Raw genomic sequence first — 15,685 nt, forward strand, 5'->3', positions numbered from 1 at the left:
CCCGCCGGTGCAGGGCCGCCAGATGCGGCTCGGGGCGGGCGGCGGCCACCGGCACGCGGACCGGCGTCTGCCCTCCCCGCAGCCGGGCCACCTGCTCGGCGAGCCGGTCGGCCGCGGTGTCCAGACCGGTGGAGGGGGCCAGGGCGCGCAGCTCGTCCGTGACGGCGAGCAGGGCGGCGAGGTGACCCGCGAGCTGGATGTCCAGCTCTTCCTCACGGGACCGGTGGGGGAAGTCCGAGGTGCTGCCGGCCATCGTGCTGTGGACCGACTTGGCGCGGATCGGTTCGTACATGGGATGGCCTCCTGAGTGCTTCAGGAAACCATCCTACATTGGATTCAATCTAAAGTTGAGAGAGATCGGGATTTGGCTCAGGCTCAGGGGTCGGCTTGGGTCAGGGCTGGCTGTAGCCGTCCAGGAAGTTCCCGATGCGGTCCACCGCCTCGCGCAGGTCTCCGGCGTTCGGCAGGGTCACCACCCGGAAGTGGTCGGGCTCGGGCCAGTTGAAGCCGGTGCCCTGGACGACCATGATCTTCTCCTGGCGCAGCAGGTCCAGGACCATCCGCCGGTCGTCCTTGATCTTGAAGACCTTGGGATCGAGGCGCGGGAAGAGATACAGCGCGCCCTTCGGCTTCACGCAGGTCACACCCGGGATGCTGGTCAGCGCCTCGTGGGCGGCGTCCCGCTGCTCCCGCAGCCGCCCGCCCGGCAGTACCAGCTCGTTGATGGTCTGCCGCCCGCTGAGCGCCGCGACCACGCCGTGCTGGCCCGGCATGTTGGCGCACAGTCGCATGTTCGCCAGGACCGTCAGGCCCTCGATGTAGGACTCGGCGTGCGCGCGCGGGCCGGAGATCGACATCCAGCCGACCCGGTAGCCGGCCACCCGGTACGCCTTCGACATGCCGTTGAAGGTGAGGGTGAGCAGGTCCGGGGCGACCGCGGCGGTCGGGGTGTGCGTGACCTCGTCGTACAGGATCTTGTCGTAGATCTCGTCGGAGCAGACCAGCAGGTTGTGCCGGCGGGCGATGTCGGTCAGCGCGCGCACCATCGCCTCGTCGTAGACCGCGCCCGTCGGGTTGTTCGGGTTGATGATCACGAGCGCCTTGGTGCGGTCGGTGATCTTCCGCTCGACGTCCGCGAGGTCCGGCATCCAGTCGGACTGCTCGTCGCAGCGGTAGTGCACCGCCGTACCGCCGGAGAGTGAGACGGCGGCCGTCCACAGGGGGTAGTCGGGCGCCGGGACGAGGACCTCGTCGCCGTCGTCCAGCAGTCCCTGCATCGCCATCACGATCAGCTCGGAGACGCCGTTGCCGATGAAGACGTGCTCCACGTCCGTCTCGATGCCGAGGGTCTGGTTGTGCATGACGACCGCCCGGCGCGCGGCCAGCAGCCCCTTGGCGTCGCCGTAGCCGTGGGCCGTCGAGACGTTGCGGAGGATGTCCTCCAGGATCTCCGGCGGGCACTCGAAACCGAAGGCGGCCGGGTTGCCGGTGTTCAGCTTCAGGATGCGGTGCCCGGCCGCTTCCAGCCGCATCGCCTCCTCGAGCACCGGGCCCCGGATCTCGTAACAGACGTTGGCGAGCTTGGTCGACTGGATCACCTGCATGTCCGTGAGCTTACGACCCGGTTGCGCCTCATGGGTCGTGTTGTCCGCCACGTGGGACGTGTGGTTTGGGTGGATTTCCTCCAGCCGTGCGGGCCGCTAGCGGGGAGTCCGCCGTACGGACCGCCCCGCCAGTACGTCCGTCCGCCGCCCGTCCTCCATCACGAACCGCCCGTCGACCAGCACGTACGGGATGCCCGTCGGCAGTACTCGCGGCGTCTCGTACGTGCTGCCCGCCGCGACCGTCGCCGGGTCGAAGAGCACCAGGTCGGCCCGGTACCCCTCGCGGACCAGGCCCCGGTCCGGCAGCCGCAGCCGGGCCGCCGGGCGCGAGGTGAGGTGGGCGACGCACTCCTCCAGCGACAGCACGCCCAGCTCGCGCACGTAGTGGCCCAGGTAGTGCGGGAAGGTGCCGTAGGCGCGCGGGTGCGGCTTGGCGCCCTGGAGGATGCCGTCCGAACCGCCGGTGTGGACCCGGTGCCGCATGATCGCGCGGACGTTCTCCTCGTGGCCGACGTGCTGGAGGATGGCCGGGGCCAGCCGGTCGGTCAGGAGGAGGCGGCGGGCGGTCGTCCACGGGGTCTCGCCGCGCAGCCGCGCCGACTCCATGACCGTACGGCCGACGTACTCGCCGAGCGCCGGGTCGCCCGTGCCGGAGATCTCGATCGTGTCCCACTCCATGGGCACGCCGTGGCAGCCGTCGGAGCCGATCTCCTCGATGTGGTGGCGGATGCGTTCGGCGGTGTCGTCGTCCGACAGCCGCTTCATGATCTGCTCCGGGCCGCCCTCGCTCGCCCAGCTCGGCAGCAGGGCCACGAGGGTGGTGCAGCCGGGGGTGTAGGGGTACGTGTCGAGGGTGATGTCGGCCCCGGTGGCCAGCGCGTCGTCGAGCAGCGTCAGCAGCTCGGGCGCCCTGCCCTTGTTCACGCCGAAGTTCATGGTGGCGTGGGCGAGGTGGAGGGGGCACGCCGCCTCGCGGGTCAGCGCCACCATCTCCTCGTACGCCTGGAGGGCCCCGGCGCCGTACGAGCGGTGGTGCGGGCAGTAGTAGCCGCCGTACGACGCCACCACCCGGCACAGCTCGGTCAGCTCGGCGTCCTCGGCGTACATGCCGGGCGTGTACGTCAGACCGGACGACATGCCGACCGCGCCCTGCTCCATGCCCTCGGCCACCAGGCGGCGCATGTGCTCCAGCTCGGCCTCGGTCGCCTCCCGGTCGTCCCAGCCGACCGCGAGTGCGCGCACCGTGCCCTGCGGGATCAGGTACGCGGCGTTGACCGCGATGCCCCCGTCGAGCCGGTCCAGGTACTCGCCGACCGACCGCCAGTCGAAGTCGATGTCGTCGCCGGGGCCGTTCCACCCGGCGATGGCGCGGCGCACCTCGCCGAGGGTGCGGTCGTCGACCGGCGCGTACGACAGTCCGTCCTGGCCGACGACCTCCAGGGTGACGCCCTGGGCGGCCTTGGCGCTGTGGTCGGGGTCCCGCAGCAGCGCCAGGTCGCTGTGGGCGTGCATGTCGATGAAGCCGGGGGCCAGGACCAGGCCGTCGGCGTCCAGCTCACGGCGCGCCTCGGGGCGCTGGCAGCCGGCGGCCGCCGCCTCCTTGACGATCGAGACGATCCGGCCGCCGTCGACCACGACGTCCGCGCGGTAGGAGTCGCCGCCGGAGCCGTCGACGACGTCCGCGTCCCTGATGACCAGCTCTTCCATGTCCTGCTCCCTTTCCCAGGCGTCTCAGAAGAACGTGCGGATGTAGTCGACGACCGTTCCGTCCGCCTGCGCGAGGGGGATGAGCTGCCACTTGTCGAAGGACGTGCACGGGTGGGACAGGCCCGTGCCGAGCCAGTCGCCCACCTCCAGGTCAGCTTCCGCGGTCGTGCGCAGCCAGGCGTGCTGGTCGGACAGGCCGGTCACCTCGACGCCGGTGGCCACACGCTCGGCACCGTCGCGGCGGACGACCTGGGCGAAGGGCAGGTGGAGGTCGTACGCCGCGTCCCGCTTGCCCGCGTTGGTGAACGCCTGCTCGGGGGAGGGGCGGGAGACGACCTGGCTCCACAGGCGGAAGGCGGGCTCCAGGGCGCCCTCCTCGGGGACGCGGTTGAAGGGGGTCAGCTCGCGGTAGTGGCCGTCGTCGTGGGAGACGTAGGCGCCCGAACGCAGCAGCTTCAGCACCGGCAGGGACAGGTCGGGGACCTCGGCGAACACGTCGGCGACCGCGTCGAACCAGGCGCTGCCGCCCGCGCTCACCATGATGTCCGCCAAGCCGTCGAACCGTCCGGCCTTGTCGAAGTCGACGGCGAGTGCGACCAGCCGCCGCAGCCAGGCGTGCACCTTCTCGGGGTCGGCGTCCGGCACCTCGCCCTCGTACCCGGCGACACCGGCCAGCCGCAGCGTCCGCGCGCCGGCCACCGCGTCGGCGACCGCCGCGCACTCGGCCTCCGTGCGGACGCCGGTCCGGGCACCCTCACCGGCGGCCAGCTCCACCACGACGTCCACCGGGCGGGAGGCGCCCGCGTCCGACAGTGCCGCGTCCATCAGCCCGACGCCGCGCACGGAGTCGGCGTAGCAGACGAAGCGGAAGTCCGGATCGGCGTCCAGCTCGGAGGAGATCCAGCGCAGGGCGGCGGCGTCGACCAGCTCGTTGGCCAGGAAGACACGCTGGATGCCGAAGGCCCGCGCCACCCGTACCTGGTGCGGCACGGCGAGGGTGATGCCCCAGGCGCCGTGCTCGATCTGGCGGTGGAAGAGCTGCGGGGCCATGGAGGTCTTGCCGTGCGGTGCGAAGGCGAGGCCGTGCCGGGTGGCGTACGTCTCCATGAGCCGCAGGTTGTGCTCCAGGCGCTCGGCGGACAGGGCCAGCACGGGGGTGGTGAAACCGCCGGTGAAGAGGTTGCGGCCCTGACGGGTCAGCTCGGCGACGGTCAGGCCGTCGGCGTCCGGCGGGAGGCCCTTGAAACGGTGGTCGACGCGCTCCTCGGCCAGACGGGCGAGGGCTTCGGTGCCGGTGTCGAGGGCCATGGAGCCTCCCTGATCTGATGCGTTGCAAGCAGTGCAACAATCGTTGCGTATATCGCTTACTGCTGTCTAACATCTCGGCCAACGCGGGGTCAACGGATCCGCCGAGGCCCGCGAGAGAGACGAGGAGCCCCCACCATCGTGACCGCCACCGGACCCACCAGCACCGCCCCCGGCGTCGTGGACGTCGTCGCGCTCGGCGAGTCCATGGTCACCTTCCTTCCCTCCGCGCCCGGGCGACTCGCCGACGTACCCTCCTTCGACCGGGCCATCGGCGGCGCCGAGTCCAACGTGGCCTGCGTACTGGCCGCCGCCGGGCACTCCGTCCGCTGGGTCGGCCGGGTCGGCGCCGACGGTTTCGGCGACCACCTCGTCGAGGCGATCGGCGCCTACGGCGTGGACGTCTCCGCGGTGCGCCGCGACCCCGACCGCCCGACCGGCGTCTACTTCCGCACCGCCGGCGACCGCGCCACCGACGCGCACGAGGTCGCCTACTACCGGGCGGGCTCCGCGGCCTCCGCGATGTCGGCGCGCAACCTGGACCTCGACGCGATCCGCTCCGGACGCGTCCTGCACCTCTCCGGCATCACGCCCGCGCTCTCCGCCGACTGCCTCGCCCTGATGCGCGAACTGACCGCCCGCCGCCCCGGCCGGCCCCTCGTCTCCTTCGACGTCAACCACCGCCCCGGGCTGTGGCGCGGGCACGACGACGGCTCGCGGGTGCTGCTGGAGCTGGCCCGCGGCGCCGACATCGTGTTCGTCGGCGAGGACGAGGCCTGGGGACTGGGCGGCGCCGAGGCCGTGCGCGCCGCGCTGCCCGAGCCCGAGCTGCTCGTCGTCAAGCAGGGCGCGACCGGCGCCACCGCCTTCCACGGGCCGCACGTCACCTCCGTCCCCGCCCTCACCGTCGACGTCGTGGCCGCCGTCGGCGCGGGCGACGCCTTCGCCGCCGGGTTCCTCTCCGCCACCCTGCGGGACCTGCCCGTCCGCGAGCGCCTGCGGCACGGCCACCTGATGGCCGCCGCCGCCCTCACCGTCCCGGGCGACCTCGCCACACCCCCGGCCCGCGACCACGCCGACCGCCTGGCCGCCCTGGACGACGACGCGTGGGGGAGACTGCGACTCGGCCCCGGCTGGACACAGACCGGCGAACGGGCCGACGAGGAGGTAGGTACCCCATGAGCCAGACCGTCGACCGCGCGCTGAGCATCCTGCCGCTGCTCGCCGAGGGCCCCGCCGACCTGGGCCGGGTCGCCGACCGCCTCGGCGTCCACAAGTCCACGGCCCTGCGCCTCCTGCGGACGCTGCACGAGCACGGCTTCGTCTACCGCCAGTCCGACCAGCGCTACCGCCTCGGCGCCCGGCTGATCGCGCTGGCCCAGGAGGCGATGGAGAACCTCGACGTCCGCGAGATCGCCCACCCCCACCTCGTACGCCTCAACGAGCAGTGCGGACACACCGTCCACCTCGCCGTGTACGAGGAGAACGAGGTCCTCTACATCGACAAGGTGGAGAGCCGCTACCCGGTCCGCATGTACTCGCGGATCGGCAAGCCCGTCGCCATCACCGTCGCGGCGGTGGCCAAGCTGCTGCTCGCCGACCTTCCCGAGAACGAGCGCCGAGCCGTCGTCGAGAAGCTCGACTACCCCATGTACACGTCCCGTTCGACACCGAACGCCGACGGCTTCCTCAAGGAGCTGGCCAAGGTGCGCGTACAGGGCTGGGCCACCGACCTCGGTGGCCACGAGGAGTCCATCAACTGCGTCGCCGCGCCCATCCGGGGCGCCGACGGCCGGGTGACGGCCGCGATGTCGGTCTCCGCGCCCAACGTCGTCGTCACCGCCGACGAACTCCTCACCCTGCTCCCGCTGGTCCGCCGTACGGCGGACGCCATCAGCGGCGAGTACTCCGGCAGGACCCCCGTGCGGCACACAGATCCTGTGCACCACCCCGAGCACCGCCCCGAGAAGGACACGGTATGACCGACAAGACCGCGCTCACCCCCGCGACCCACACCACCCCGCCGGCGAAGTTCTCCCACGGCGTCAGGAAGGGCAACATCCTCCAGGTCGCAGGCCAGGTCGGCTTCCTCCCGCACGAGGAGGGCAAGGCCCCCACCCCGGCCGGCCCGACCCTGCGCGAGCAGACCCTCCAGACCCTCGCCAACGTCAAGGCGATCCTCGAAGAGGGCGGCGCCTCCTGGGACGACGTGATGATGATCCGCGTCTACCTCACGGACGTGGACCACTTCGCCGAGATGAACGAGATCTACAACGCCTACTTCGAGGAGCAGGGCCTCACCCAGCCGCCTGCCGCGCGCACGACCGTCTACGTCGGTCTGCCCGCCGGGCTCCTCATCGAGATCGACGCGCTGGCCGTCCTCGGCTGAGCCTCGCCTCCGTCTTCCCTTCCGTCTGACTGTCGCACGGCCCGGTGCCCCTCACCCCCGGGGCGCCGTGCCGCGCCCCGCCCTGCTCGAAAGCTGTATGTGTTTACCGCGAGGACCCCCGTATGTCCCCTGTGTCCCTCCAGCTCGCCGCCTCCGCCCCGGCGGAGACACCGCCCCACACCGGTGGCCTGCTCCACCTGATCGACGGCACGGCGGGCCTGCTGACCGTCGCCACGATCGGCATCGTGCTGCTGCTCTTCCTGATCATCAAGGTGCGGCTGCAGCCGTTCGTCGCGCTGCTCGCCGTCTCCATAGCCGTCGGCCTGCTCGCGGGCCTGTCGGTCACCGAACTCTTCGGCACCGTCCAGAAGTCCGACGCCGTCTCCACCATCGAGTCCGGCATGGGCGGCATCCTCGGCCATGTCGCCATCATCATCGGCCTGGGCACCATGCTCGGCGCGATCCTCGAGGTCAGCGGCGGCGCCCAGGTGCTGGCCTCCCGGCTCCTGGGCCTCTTCGGTGAGAAGCGCGCCCCGCTCGCCATGGGCCTGACCGGCCTGATCTTCGGTGTCCCGGTCTTCTTCGACGTCGGCATCTTCGTCCTGGCGCCCATCGTCTACGCGGCCGCCAAGCGCTCCGGCAAGTCGATCCTGCTCTACTGCCTGCCGCTGCTCGCCGGCCTGTCGATGACCCACGCCTTCCTGCCGCCGCACCCCGGCCCGGTGGCCGCCGCCGGACTGCTGAAGGTGGACCTCGGCTGGGTGATCCTCATGGGCATCGTCTGCGGCATCCCGGCCGTGCTCGCCGCCTGGGTGTTCTCCGCCTGGATCGGCCGCCGCATCTTCGTGCCCGTGCCGCAGGACATGGTCGAGGCGGCCGAGGAGGCCAGGCAGGCCGTCATCGACGAGCAGAGCAAGGCCGGCGTCGCGCCGCACGAGAGCCCCGTCGCGCTTGGCACGGTCCTCGGCATCATCGGCACCCCGCTGGTCCTCATCCTCGCCGCGACCTTCTCCTCCATCGCCCTGGACGAGTCCACCCTCCGCTCGGTGATCGAGTTCTTCGGCAACCCGTTCGTGGCCCTGACCATCGCCCTGTTCCTCGCCTACTACCTGCTCGGCATCCGGCGCGGCTGGTCCCGCAAGTCCCTGGAGACCGTCTCGACGGCCTCGCTGAAGCCGGTCGGCAACATCCTGCTGGTGGTCGGCGCGGGCGGTGTCTTCGGTGCCGTCCTCAAGGCCAGCGGCGTCGCCCAGGCCCTCTCCGACACCTTCAACGACGTCGGCCTGCCGGTGATCGTCCTCTCCTACCTGATCTCCCTGGTGCTGCGGGTCGCCCAGGGCTCGGCGACGGTGGCCATCGTGACGACGGCGGGCATCGTGGCACCGCTGCTCGCCGAGGGCGACCACTCCCAGGCGTTCGTCGCCCTGGTCATCATGGCCATCTCGGCGGGCTCCATCTTCGCCTCGCACGTCAACGACGGCGGCTTCTGGATGGTCGCCAAGTACTTCGGCATCAGCGAACGGGACACGCTGAAGACGTGGACCGTGCTGGAGAGCGTGCTGTCGGTCGCCGGGTTCGTGGTGGCGGCGGTGCTGAGCCTGTTCGTGTAGGCGTCTCGTGTAGGCGTCTGATAACGAAAGTTGGGGCTGGCTGTGTCCGACACAGGATCGTCGACCATACTGCCCGCTGTGGAGCAGCGCAGAGGATCGACCAGCCAGCCCCTGGAAGGCGCCGGATTCGACCCGGCATTCGTCCCCGGGCTCACCGCGCCGGTGACCGGTGAGCCGGAGGACGTGAGATCGGCGAAGGAGGCGGGGGAGGAGCCCGAGGACGTTCGCGTCGCGGACGGGACCGCGGCTCCCGAACCCGCCGAACGGGCCGGGGAGCCGGAGGAGGAAGAGGTCCCGGACCCCGGCGGCCCCGTCTTCGAGGCCGCCGACCGCCGTGCCAGGATCGTCGCCGACCACAAGGGCGTACGTCTCTCCCTCGACGACCAGAGCTGCGAGTTCCGCTGGGACGAGGTCGGGGCCGTCGAGACGGAGACGGGTCGCTTCGGCAAACGGTTCACCGTCACGGTGCACACGCCGGACCGCCGCTGGTACCCGATCGAGATCGAGGCGTCGTCGCGGAGCCGCTTCCCGGAGTGGGAGTCGGCCCTGGACGAGGTCCTGGACGCGTACTTCGAGGACGGCGAGCCGCGGGACGAAGCGGAGCCCGAGGACAAGGCGGGCGCGGAGCCCGAGGCCAAGGCCGACGCGGAGCCCGAGGCCAAGGCCGACGCGAAGCGCGCGGCGGACGGTGACGAGTAGGCGCATCGCGTGAAGATCCCCGCACGCCCTCTTGTCCCACCGGCCGCCATGAGCTTTGTTGGCCCGCATGGCGGACACCACGGGCAACACCAGCGACGCCGGGGCACCACACGCCCCCGACTCGGCACCTCGTAAATCCAGTTGGCGCTACATCGGCCCCGGCATCGTCGTCGCGGCGACCGGGGTCGGCGCCGGGGACCTCGTGGCCACCCTGATCGCGGGCAGCAACTTCGGCTACACCCTGCTGTGGGCGGCGGTCCTCGGCTGTCTCGTCAAGATCTCCCTCGCCGAGGCGGCGGGCCGCTGGCACCTGTCCACCGGCCGCACCCTCTTCGACGGCTGGGCGAGCCTCGGCCGCTGGACCACGTACTTCTTCGCGGTCTACGTCGTGATCTGGGGCTTCTCGTACGGCGCGGCGGCGATGTCGTCCAGCGCCCTGCCGCTGCAGGCCCTGTTCCCCGGCGTGATGGACCTCGAATGGTGGGGCGTGGCCTGCGGCGTGGTCGGCCTGGTCTTCGTCTGGTTCAACAAGTACGCCGTCTTCGAGAAGGTCATGACGGTCATGGTGGGCGTCATGTTCGTGGTGACGGTCTACCTGGCGATCCGGGTCACGCCCAACCTGGGGAACGCCTTCGCCGGCCTCCTCCCGGTCATCCCGGACGGTGAGGACTCCGTCCTCAACACCCTCGGCCTGATCGGCGGCGTCGGCGGCACGATCACGCTCGCCGCGTACGGCTACTGGGTCAACGCCAAGGGCTGGGCCAACACCGGCTGGATGAAGGTCATGCGGCTGGACAACCGGGTCGCGTACATCACGACCGGTGTCTTCGTCGTCGCCATGCTGTTCGTCGGCGCGGAGATGCTGCACGCCGCGAACATCGCGCTCTCCGGCGGCGGCAAGGGCCTGGTGCAGCTCGGCGACATCCTGGCGGACGAGTACGGCACGGCGACGGCCAAGTTCTTCCTGATCGGCTTCTTCGCCACGTCCTTCACCTCGCTCATCGGCGTGTGGCACGGAGTGAGCCTGATGTTCGCGGACTTCGTGGCCCGGCAGCGCGACAGGACCGCGGGCAAGGGCAAGGAGATCGCCTCCGGCGAGCACGAACGCTCCTGGCCCTTCCGCGCCTACCTGCTGTGGCTCACCTTCCCGCCCATCGTCCTGCTCTTCCAGGGCGAGCCCTTCCGCCTGGTCATCATCTACGGCGTCCTGGGCGCGGCGTTCATGCCCTTCCTCGCCCTGACCCTGATCTGGCTCCTCAACTCCTCCCGCACACCTCGCGAGTGGCGCAACGGCTGGCTGAGCAACACGATGCTCGCGGTCGCGGGCCTGCTGTTCCTGGTGCTGTGCCTGAAGGAGATCTGGGACCAGCCGTGGGGGGAGTTCTTCTAGAGGCCGGCCTTGGCGCCGGTGGCCGCCCCGGCCGTGTCCCCGGCCGGACGGCGCCGGCGCCGGTGCGCCCACAGAGCGAGCAGCCCCGCGGCCAGGGACACCACGCCCCCGGCGCACAGGCCGGCCCGCGCTCCCCAGTGCTCGCTGAGCCAGCCGGTCAGGAGGGCCCCCAGCGGGGTCGAGCCCTGGAGGGTCAGCGTGTAGAGGGCCATCACCCGGCCCCGGTAGCGCGGATCGGTGCCCAGTTGCACCCGGTGGTTGGCGGCCTGCGCGAAGTAGATCGTCGCGAAGCCCGTGGCGGCCAGCAGCACCAGCGCCGCGGTGAACGTCGGGGCCAGCCCGGAAAGCGTCTCCAGCGCCCCGAAGGCGACGGCGGCCCCGATGACCAGGACGGCGGACGGCCGGCTCCGCCGGCCGGTCGTGGCGAACGCGGCGAGCAGCGAACCCGCGGCCAGCGCGCTGGCCAGCAGCCCGAACGAGGCGGAGTCCGCGTGGAAGACGGTCTTCGCCATCAGCGGCAGAGTCAGCTGGAAGTTGAAGCCGAACATGCCGATCACGCCCACGAGCGCCAAGGGCAGCATCAGATCCGAACGGCCGCGCAGATACCGCAGGCCGTCCAGGACACCGGAGCGGCCGGGGCGTTCGGCGGGCCGTACCAGTTCGGCCGGGTTCATCAGCAGCAGGGCGCACACGCCGGCGAGGTAGCTGACCGCGTTGAGCGCGATCACCGGCCCGGCGTCGAACCGGCTGATCAGCAGACCGGCGAGGGCGGGTCCGACGACCCGGGCGGCGTTGAAGTACGCGGCGCTCAACGCCGAGGCGTTGGGCAGCAGGGCCGCGCCGACCATCTCGCTGACGAACGCCATCCGGGCGGGCGCCTCCACCGCGTTCACGGTGCCCAGCGCTGCCGCGAACACCCAGATGTGCCACAGCCGCAGGCCGCCGGTGAAGGTCAGCACGGCCAGCAGGAGGGCCAGTACACCCGCGGCGAGGTTGGCCGCCACCAGCAGCCGGCGTTTGTCGTGCCGGTCGGCGAGCCGGCCGCCGTACAGCGTGAGCAGGAGCATCGGCGTGAACTGGAGCGCCGTCACCAGGCCCAGGGCGGTGGCCGAGTCGCCGGACATGGAGAGCACCAGCCAGTCCTGGGCGATGAACATCATCCAGGTGCAGGTGACGGACAGCAGCTGTCCGGCCGCGAAGAGCCGGAAGTTGCGTACGGTCAGGGCCTCGAACATCCGTCTCAGCGTGCTCACTTCCCGGCTCCTCGTGCTCCTGGTGCTGCCCCGTGCGCCCACGCGCCGTCAGTCGATGCCGCGGACGATGTGCGCGTCGGCACTCTCCTCGTCGTCGTCACCGGCGAGCAGGACCGGAGGTGCCATGGCGAACTCGTCGAGGTGTACGGCGCCGGGGCCGATCGGTGCGGGATCCACGGGGAACGACCTTTCGTCTCTTTCGCGGGCGGGAACGGCGGAAACGGGCGGGAAGGGGCAGAAAACGGAAATCGGGTGTGCCCGGCGCGAACCGGGCACACCCGCAAGGGCAACGACGTCAGCCGCGTACGGGAGCCGGGGGCGTGCGGAGGGCCTTGAGGTAGGCGTCCTCCGGCTGCGCGCCGGACAGGGTGGGCCCATCCTTGAAGAAGAGCAGCGGCACCGAGGTCACGCCGAGCCGGCGCATGCTGTTGATCCCCTCGCGCACCGCCGCGCCGTCACCGGCACCACCGTCCTTGGCCGGTTCGACACCGAGCTCGGCGGCGAGCCGGTCGAGGGTGCCGGGGTCACCGATGTTCAGCCCGTCCGTCATGTAGGCGCGGAACAGACGCTCGGCCATGGCCTCGCCCGACCCCTGGGCAGCGGCGGCCGCGAGCAGCCGGTGCGCGTCGAAGGTGTTGGTGTGGATGGCGCGCTCGAAGTCGATGTCCAGTCCGTCCTCGGCACCGAACGACTTGTCCGCCGTGATCGCACGGGCCGTCTCCTCCCCGAAGGCGGCCTTGTGGACCTCGAACAGCGGACGTCCGGTCGCCGGCGCCTCCGGCGCGATCTGGAAGGGCCGGAACACGACCTCCAGCTCCCCTCCCGACTCCCGGAAGCGCCGGGCCGCCCGGGTGAAGCGGGTGAACGCGAGATACGAGTGGACGCAGATGAGGTCGAGCACGAACTCGACGGTGCGGTGGGCTTGGGCGGTGTTGGCTTCCATGGTCTCGACTCTCCGACCTCAACCAAGGTTGAAGTCAAGCTGGTGGGGGGTCATTCGTCTCGGACTTCCTTCGCGGGACCGGACGGGCGGCGTACCCGCCGCGTCCCTGGCCAGAAGACACTCCTCCAGGAACGCGAGCGCCCGCAGATGGTACGTACGGGCCGCCCAGCCCAGGCTGATGTTGTGCCCGGCATGGGGCTGCCGGGCGACCGTCACCCGCCGCGTGGCCAGCCGGCCCGTCATTTCCGCCACCGCCTCGTCGTCGTGGCACCACCACCGCTCCTGCTCGGCGAAGGTGAGCCGGACCGGCAGGTGCACCCTGGCGGCGATGGACGGGTACATCCCGGGCCACCGCGGCAACTCCTCGGCCTCCAGCCGTGGCACCGGCACGACCAGCGCCCGGCCCAGCGCGAAGGCGCCCGGCGGGTAGAGCCGCAACGCTCCCCAGTGCCGGCGCCAGTCCCCGGGCACGCCCGCGCCGGGCAATTGCGGCAGGTCGACGGCGTACCGGGTGCCGAGGCCGGAGACGTCCAGCCCGAGGAAGCCGGTGCCGCCGTCCCGGGCCACGGTGCTGAACGCCAGCTTCCCCCCGTTGGAGTGGGCCACGAGGAAGAACCCGGCGCCCACCTCGTGGTCGCGGGCGAAGGACGCGAGGGCGGCGTGCAGGGTGTCCGCCTGGTCGGAGAGCGACTGTCCCTCGGGCAGCCGCTCGGCGGACAGACCGTAACCGGGCCGGTCCAGGGCCAGCACGGTGTATCCGTGCCGGGCGCCCAGTTCCAGCAGGGACAGCCCGGGGCGTGCCCGGCTGTCGAAGTATCCGGCGCGCATGCCGCCGCCGTGCACGGCGACCACCACGGCCCGGGGCACGGGCGTGTCCGGTTCGGCCAGCAGACCGGACAGAGCGATGCCGTTCGCTTCCACGACGATCTCGCGGACGTGGCGGGACGTCGTCTCCACGACCGGGCCCGTCCGGTCTGACTGTCTTCGGACGTTCATTTCATCTTTCTTCAACAGGATCCTTCCCTCCCATGACGTGCCGCTCAGTAGCGTCCACGCATGGACATGACCTCACTGCCCGCCGGCGCGGGACCGCGTTGCCTGGACGCGCTCAACTCGGTGCACGCGACCGTCTACTTCGCCCCCGACCTCGGGGCGGAACTGGCCGCGTACGGCGTCGAGGACCCGATCGCCGTCTACCTCGCGTGCCGAGCCGCTCCCTGGGGCGCGGTGGGGGCGGGGCCGGTCACCGCCTCGTTCAACGGGCTCAAGCACGAGCTGATCGCACGTCACCTCCCGGCTCTCTGGCGCCGGGTCGAACCCGCCACCGTTCTGGACCTGCGCCTGCGCGCCGTCGACGCGCTGCTGCGCCGGTGCCTGGGTGACGAGGCCGTCGCGTCCACCGAGATGGCGGAGGCCGCGGAGCTCGCCCTCCGGGCCGGCGAGGCGTGCGGGCGCCGCGGCCGCCCGATGTACTCGGCCCACGCCGACCACCCCGTACCGGACAAGCCGCACCTGGCGCTGTGGCACGCCGCCACCCTGCTGCGGGAGTACCGCGGGGACGGGCATGTCGCCGCGCTCACGACGGCCGGACTCCTCGGCCTGGACGCCCTGGTCTCGCACACCGCGAGCAGCGACGGCCTGCCGAAGGAGTTCGTCATGGCCCGCCACGGCTGGACCGAGGAGGACTGGACCGGCGCCGAGGAGCGGCTGCGCGCCCGGGGACTGATGGACGGCCGGGGGCATCTCACCGACGCGGGCGTGCGCCTGCGTCAGGACCTGGAGGCCGAGACCGACAGGCTGGACCGGGCCCCGTACGAACACCTGGGTGCCGCAGGGGTCGCGCGCCTCACGGAACTCGCCGGCGCGTTCACCGCGACGGCCGCGGCCGCAGGAGCCTTCGAGGGCGTGCCGTCGCAGGCCACCGCCTCGGTCTGACCACGAGCAGGCACCGTGTGATGCGCCGCCGGACGAGCCGGCGGATCGGGACAGCGCCGTTCATCCGTCTCCCCTCCCTCGTCCTTCCTCGCCGCCCAACTCACATCTCAGAACGGGAGGCCGGCCATCGACGGCAGCCGCCTGCCGACGGCCGACACGACGTGGAACGACACGTCGTCGAACTGCCAGCCGACGGGGGTACGCACGGCGTGGACGTCGTAGTACCCGCTGACGACGAAGGGGTCCGCACCCGCCTCCCCGGCTTCGCCCTCGGGAAGGTGCAGATGCGTCGCCACCTGGTGGACCCGCAGCCGGGCCTGGTCGCCGTCCAGTTCCACGAGGTGGTTCGCGCACAGGTGGTGGGTCCGCGCCCAGCGGGCCTTCGCCGCCCGCTGGAACTCCGCGAAACCCTCCACGCCCTTGTGGACACCGATGGGGAAGGTGAACCGCACGTCCCGCGTGAAGACGGTCCGGTACCAGGCGTCGTCGAACTCCGCCTCGTCGGCGCGGTCGAGGGCGACGATGTACCGGTCGAAGAGGTCCTTGATCTCCAGGCGGTCGGTGAGCACCCTCAGCTGGGCGCGCAGTGACGCGACCTGGTCAGCGGTCGAAGACATGGTGTGCTCCTGTGACGGTCCAGGTGTCGTTGCCGAACGACGCGGTCTCCGAGGTGAAACGGTCACCGGTGAGCTGCATCCCGTCACCCGAGTCCCCCGCGAACCTGATGATCACCCGGTCCGACCGGCGGATCGGCTTGGTCCGTGCCCGCTCGTCGGCACGCGGTGGAGTGGTCTGGCTGTACACCTCGGTTGGCTCCTCTTGGACATGGCCCGGGACGTGACCGGCAGGC

The 15,685-nt window shown here is 71.4% G+C and carries 17 protein-coding genes; 7 read left to right on the forward strand and 10 right to left on the reverse strand.

Going from position 1 to position 15,685, the window contains the following annotated elements; genetic code table 11:
• From EBH09_RS23430 to EBH09_RS23445, 4 genes are all read right to left on the reverse strand, one after another.
• Positions 1-292, reverse strand: a 292-nt coding sequence (locus EBH09_RS23430) for a hypothetical protein (protein WP_121748909.1), incomplete at its 3' end; no start/stop codon positions are given.
• Positions 293-392: 100 nt separating this feature from the next.
• A complete protein-coding gene (locus tag EBH09_RS23435; protein WP_121749507.1) occupies positions 393-1,604 on the reverse strand; it encodes a pyridoxal phosphate-dependent aminotransferase in 1,212 nt (403 codons plus the stop codon).
• A 96-nt stretch (positions 1,605-1,700) separates the two neighbouring features.
• A complete protein-coding gene (locus EBH09_RS23440) occupies positions 1,701-3,311 on the reverse strand; it encodes a D-aminoacylase (RefSeq protein WP_121748910.1) in 1,611 nt (536 codons plus the stop codon).
• A 24-nt stretch (positions 3,312-3,335) separates the two neighbouring features.
• The gene (locus EBH09_RS23445; RefSeq protein WP_121748911.1) at positions 3,336-4,619 is read right to left on the reverse strand and encodes an alanine racemase; all 1,284 of its coding nucleotides are present in this window, start codon (positions 4,617-4,619) and stop codon (positions 3,336-3,338) included.
• Between the two features lie 138 nt (positions 4,620-4,757).
• Here EBH09_RS23445 and EBH09_RS23450 point away from each other — a divergent pair, with 138 nt between their 5' ends.
• The 6 genes from EBH09_RS23450 (at position 4,758) to EBH09_RS23475 (ending at position 10,704) form a co-directional block, all read left to right on the forward strand.
• Positions 4,758-5,798, forward strand: a complete 1,041-nt coding sequence (locus EBH09_RS23450; RefSeq protein ID WP_121748912.1) for a sugar kinase — start codon at positions 4,758-4,760, stop codon at positions 5,796-5,798.
• A complete protein-coding gene (locus EBH09_RS23455) occupies positions 5,795-6,598 on the forward strand; it encodes an IclR family transcriptional regulator (protein ID WP_121748913.1) in 804 nt (267 codons plus the stop codon). The genes EBH09_RS23450 and EBH09_RS23455 overlap by 4 nt, the downstream gene beginning before the upstream one ends.
• Positions 6,595-7,005, forward strand: a complete 411-nt coding sequence (locus tag EBH09_RS23460; protein WP_121748914.1) for a RidA family protein — start codon at positions 6,595-6,597, stop codon at positions 7,003-7,005. The genes EBH09_RS23455 and EBH09_RS23460 overlap by 4 nt, the downstream gene beginning before the upstream one ends.
• Before the next feature lie 122 nt (positions 7,006-7,127).
• Positions 7,128-8,615, forward strand: a complete 1,488-nt coding sequence (locus EBH09_RS23465) for a gluconate:H+ symporter (RefSeq protein ID WP_121748915.1) — start codon at positions 7,128-7,130, stop codon at positions 8,613-8,615.
• A 78-nt stretch (positions 8,616-8,693) separates the two neighbouring features.
• A complete protein-coding gene (locus EBH09_RS23470) occupies positions 8,694-9,314 on the forward strand; it encodes a hypothetical protein (protein WP_121748916.1) in 621 nt (206 codons plus the stop codon).
• A gap of 67 nt (positions 9,315-9,381) precedes the next feature.
• A complete protein-coding gene (locus tag EBH09_RS23475; RefSeq protein WP_121748917.1) occupies positions 9,382-10,704 on the forward strand; it encodes an Nramp family divalent metal transporter in 1,323 nt (440 codons plus the stop codon).
• Here EBH09_RS23475 and EBH09_RS23480 read toward each other — a convergent pair.
• From EBH09_RS23480 to EBH09_RS23495, 4 genes are all read right to left on the reverse strand, one after another.
• Positions 10,701-11,948, reverse strand: coding sequence for an MFS transporter (locus EBH09_RS23480; protein ID WP_121749508.1), 1,248 nt, complete (start codon positions 11,946-11,948; stop codon positions 10,701-10,703). The genes EBH09_RS23475 and EBH09_RS23480 overlap by 4 nt on opposite strands.
• A gap of 57 nt (positions 11,949-12,005) precedes the next feature.
• Positions 12,006-12,134 (reverse strand): surface protein, encoded by a 129-nt coding sequence (locus EBH09_RS23485; protein ID WP_121748918.1) that lies wholly within the window; start codon positions 12,132-12,134, stop codon positions 12,006-12,008.
• A gap of 118 nt (positions 12,135-12,252) precedes the next feature.
• Complete coding sequence (locus EBH09_RS23490; protein ID WP_121748919.1) at positions 12,253-12,900, reverse strand: DsbA family protein; 648 nt, start codon at positions 12,898-12,900, stop codon at positions 12,253-12,255.
• A gap of 18 nt (positions 12,901-12,918) precedes the next feature.
• On the reverse strand, positions 12,919-13,896 hold the full coding sequence (locus EBH09_RS23495; RefSeq protein ID WP_121748920.1) for an alpha/beta hydrolase: 978 nt from the start codon (positions 13,894-13,896) through the stop codon (positions 12,919-12,921).
• Positions 13,897-13,962: 66 nt separating this feature from the next.
• On the opposite strand from EBH09_RS23495, the gene EBH09_RS23500 reads away from it, so the two are divergent.
• Positions 13,963-14,835 (forward strand): hypothetical protein, encoded by an 873-nt coding sequence (locus tag EBH09_RS23500; protein WP_121749509.1) that lies wholly within the window; start codon positions 13,963-13,965, stop codon positions 14,833-14,835.
• Between the two features lie 107 nt (positions 14,836-14,942).
• On the opposite strand, the gene EBH09_RS23505 is transcribed toward EBH09_RS23500, so the two are convergent.
• Entirely contained in the window at positions 14,943-15,452 is a 510-nt protein-coding gene (locus EBH09_RS23505) for a nuclear transport factor 2 family protein (RefSeq protein ID WP_121748921.1), read from the reverse strand.
• Positions 15,436-15,639, reverse strand: coding sequence for a hypothetical protein (locus EBH09_RS23510; RefSeq protein ID WP_121748922.1), 204 nt, complete (start codon positions 15,637-15,639; stop codon positions 15,436-15,438). Before EBH09_RS23510 ends, EBH09_RS23505 begins: the two co-directional genes overlap by 17 nt.
• Between the last annotated feature and the right edge of the window lie 46 nt (positions 15,640-15,685).

The sequence above is a fragment of the Streptomyces sp. E2N166 genome, from assembly GCF_003671715.1.
GTDB classification, from domain to species: domain Bacteria; phylum Actinomycetota; class Actinomycetes; order Streptomycetales; family Streptomycetaceae; genus Streptomyces; species Streptomyces thinghirensis.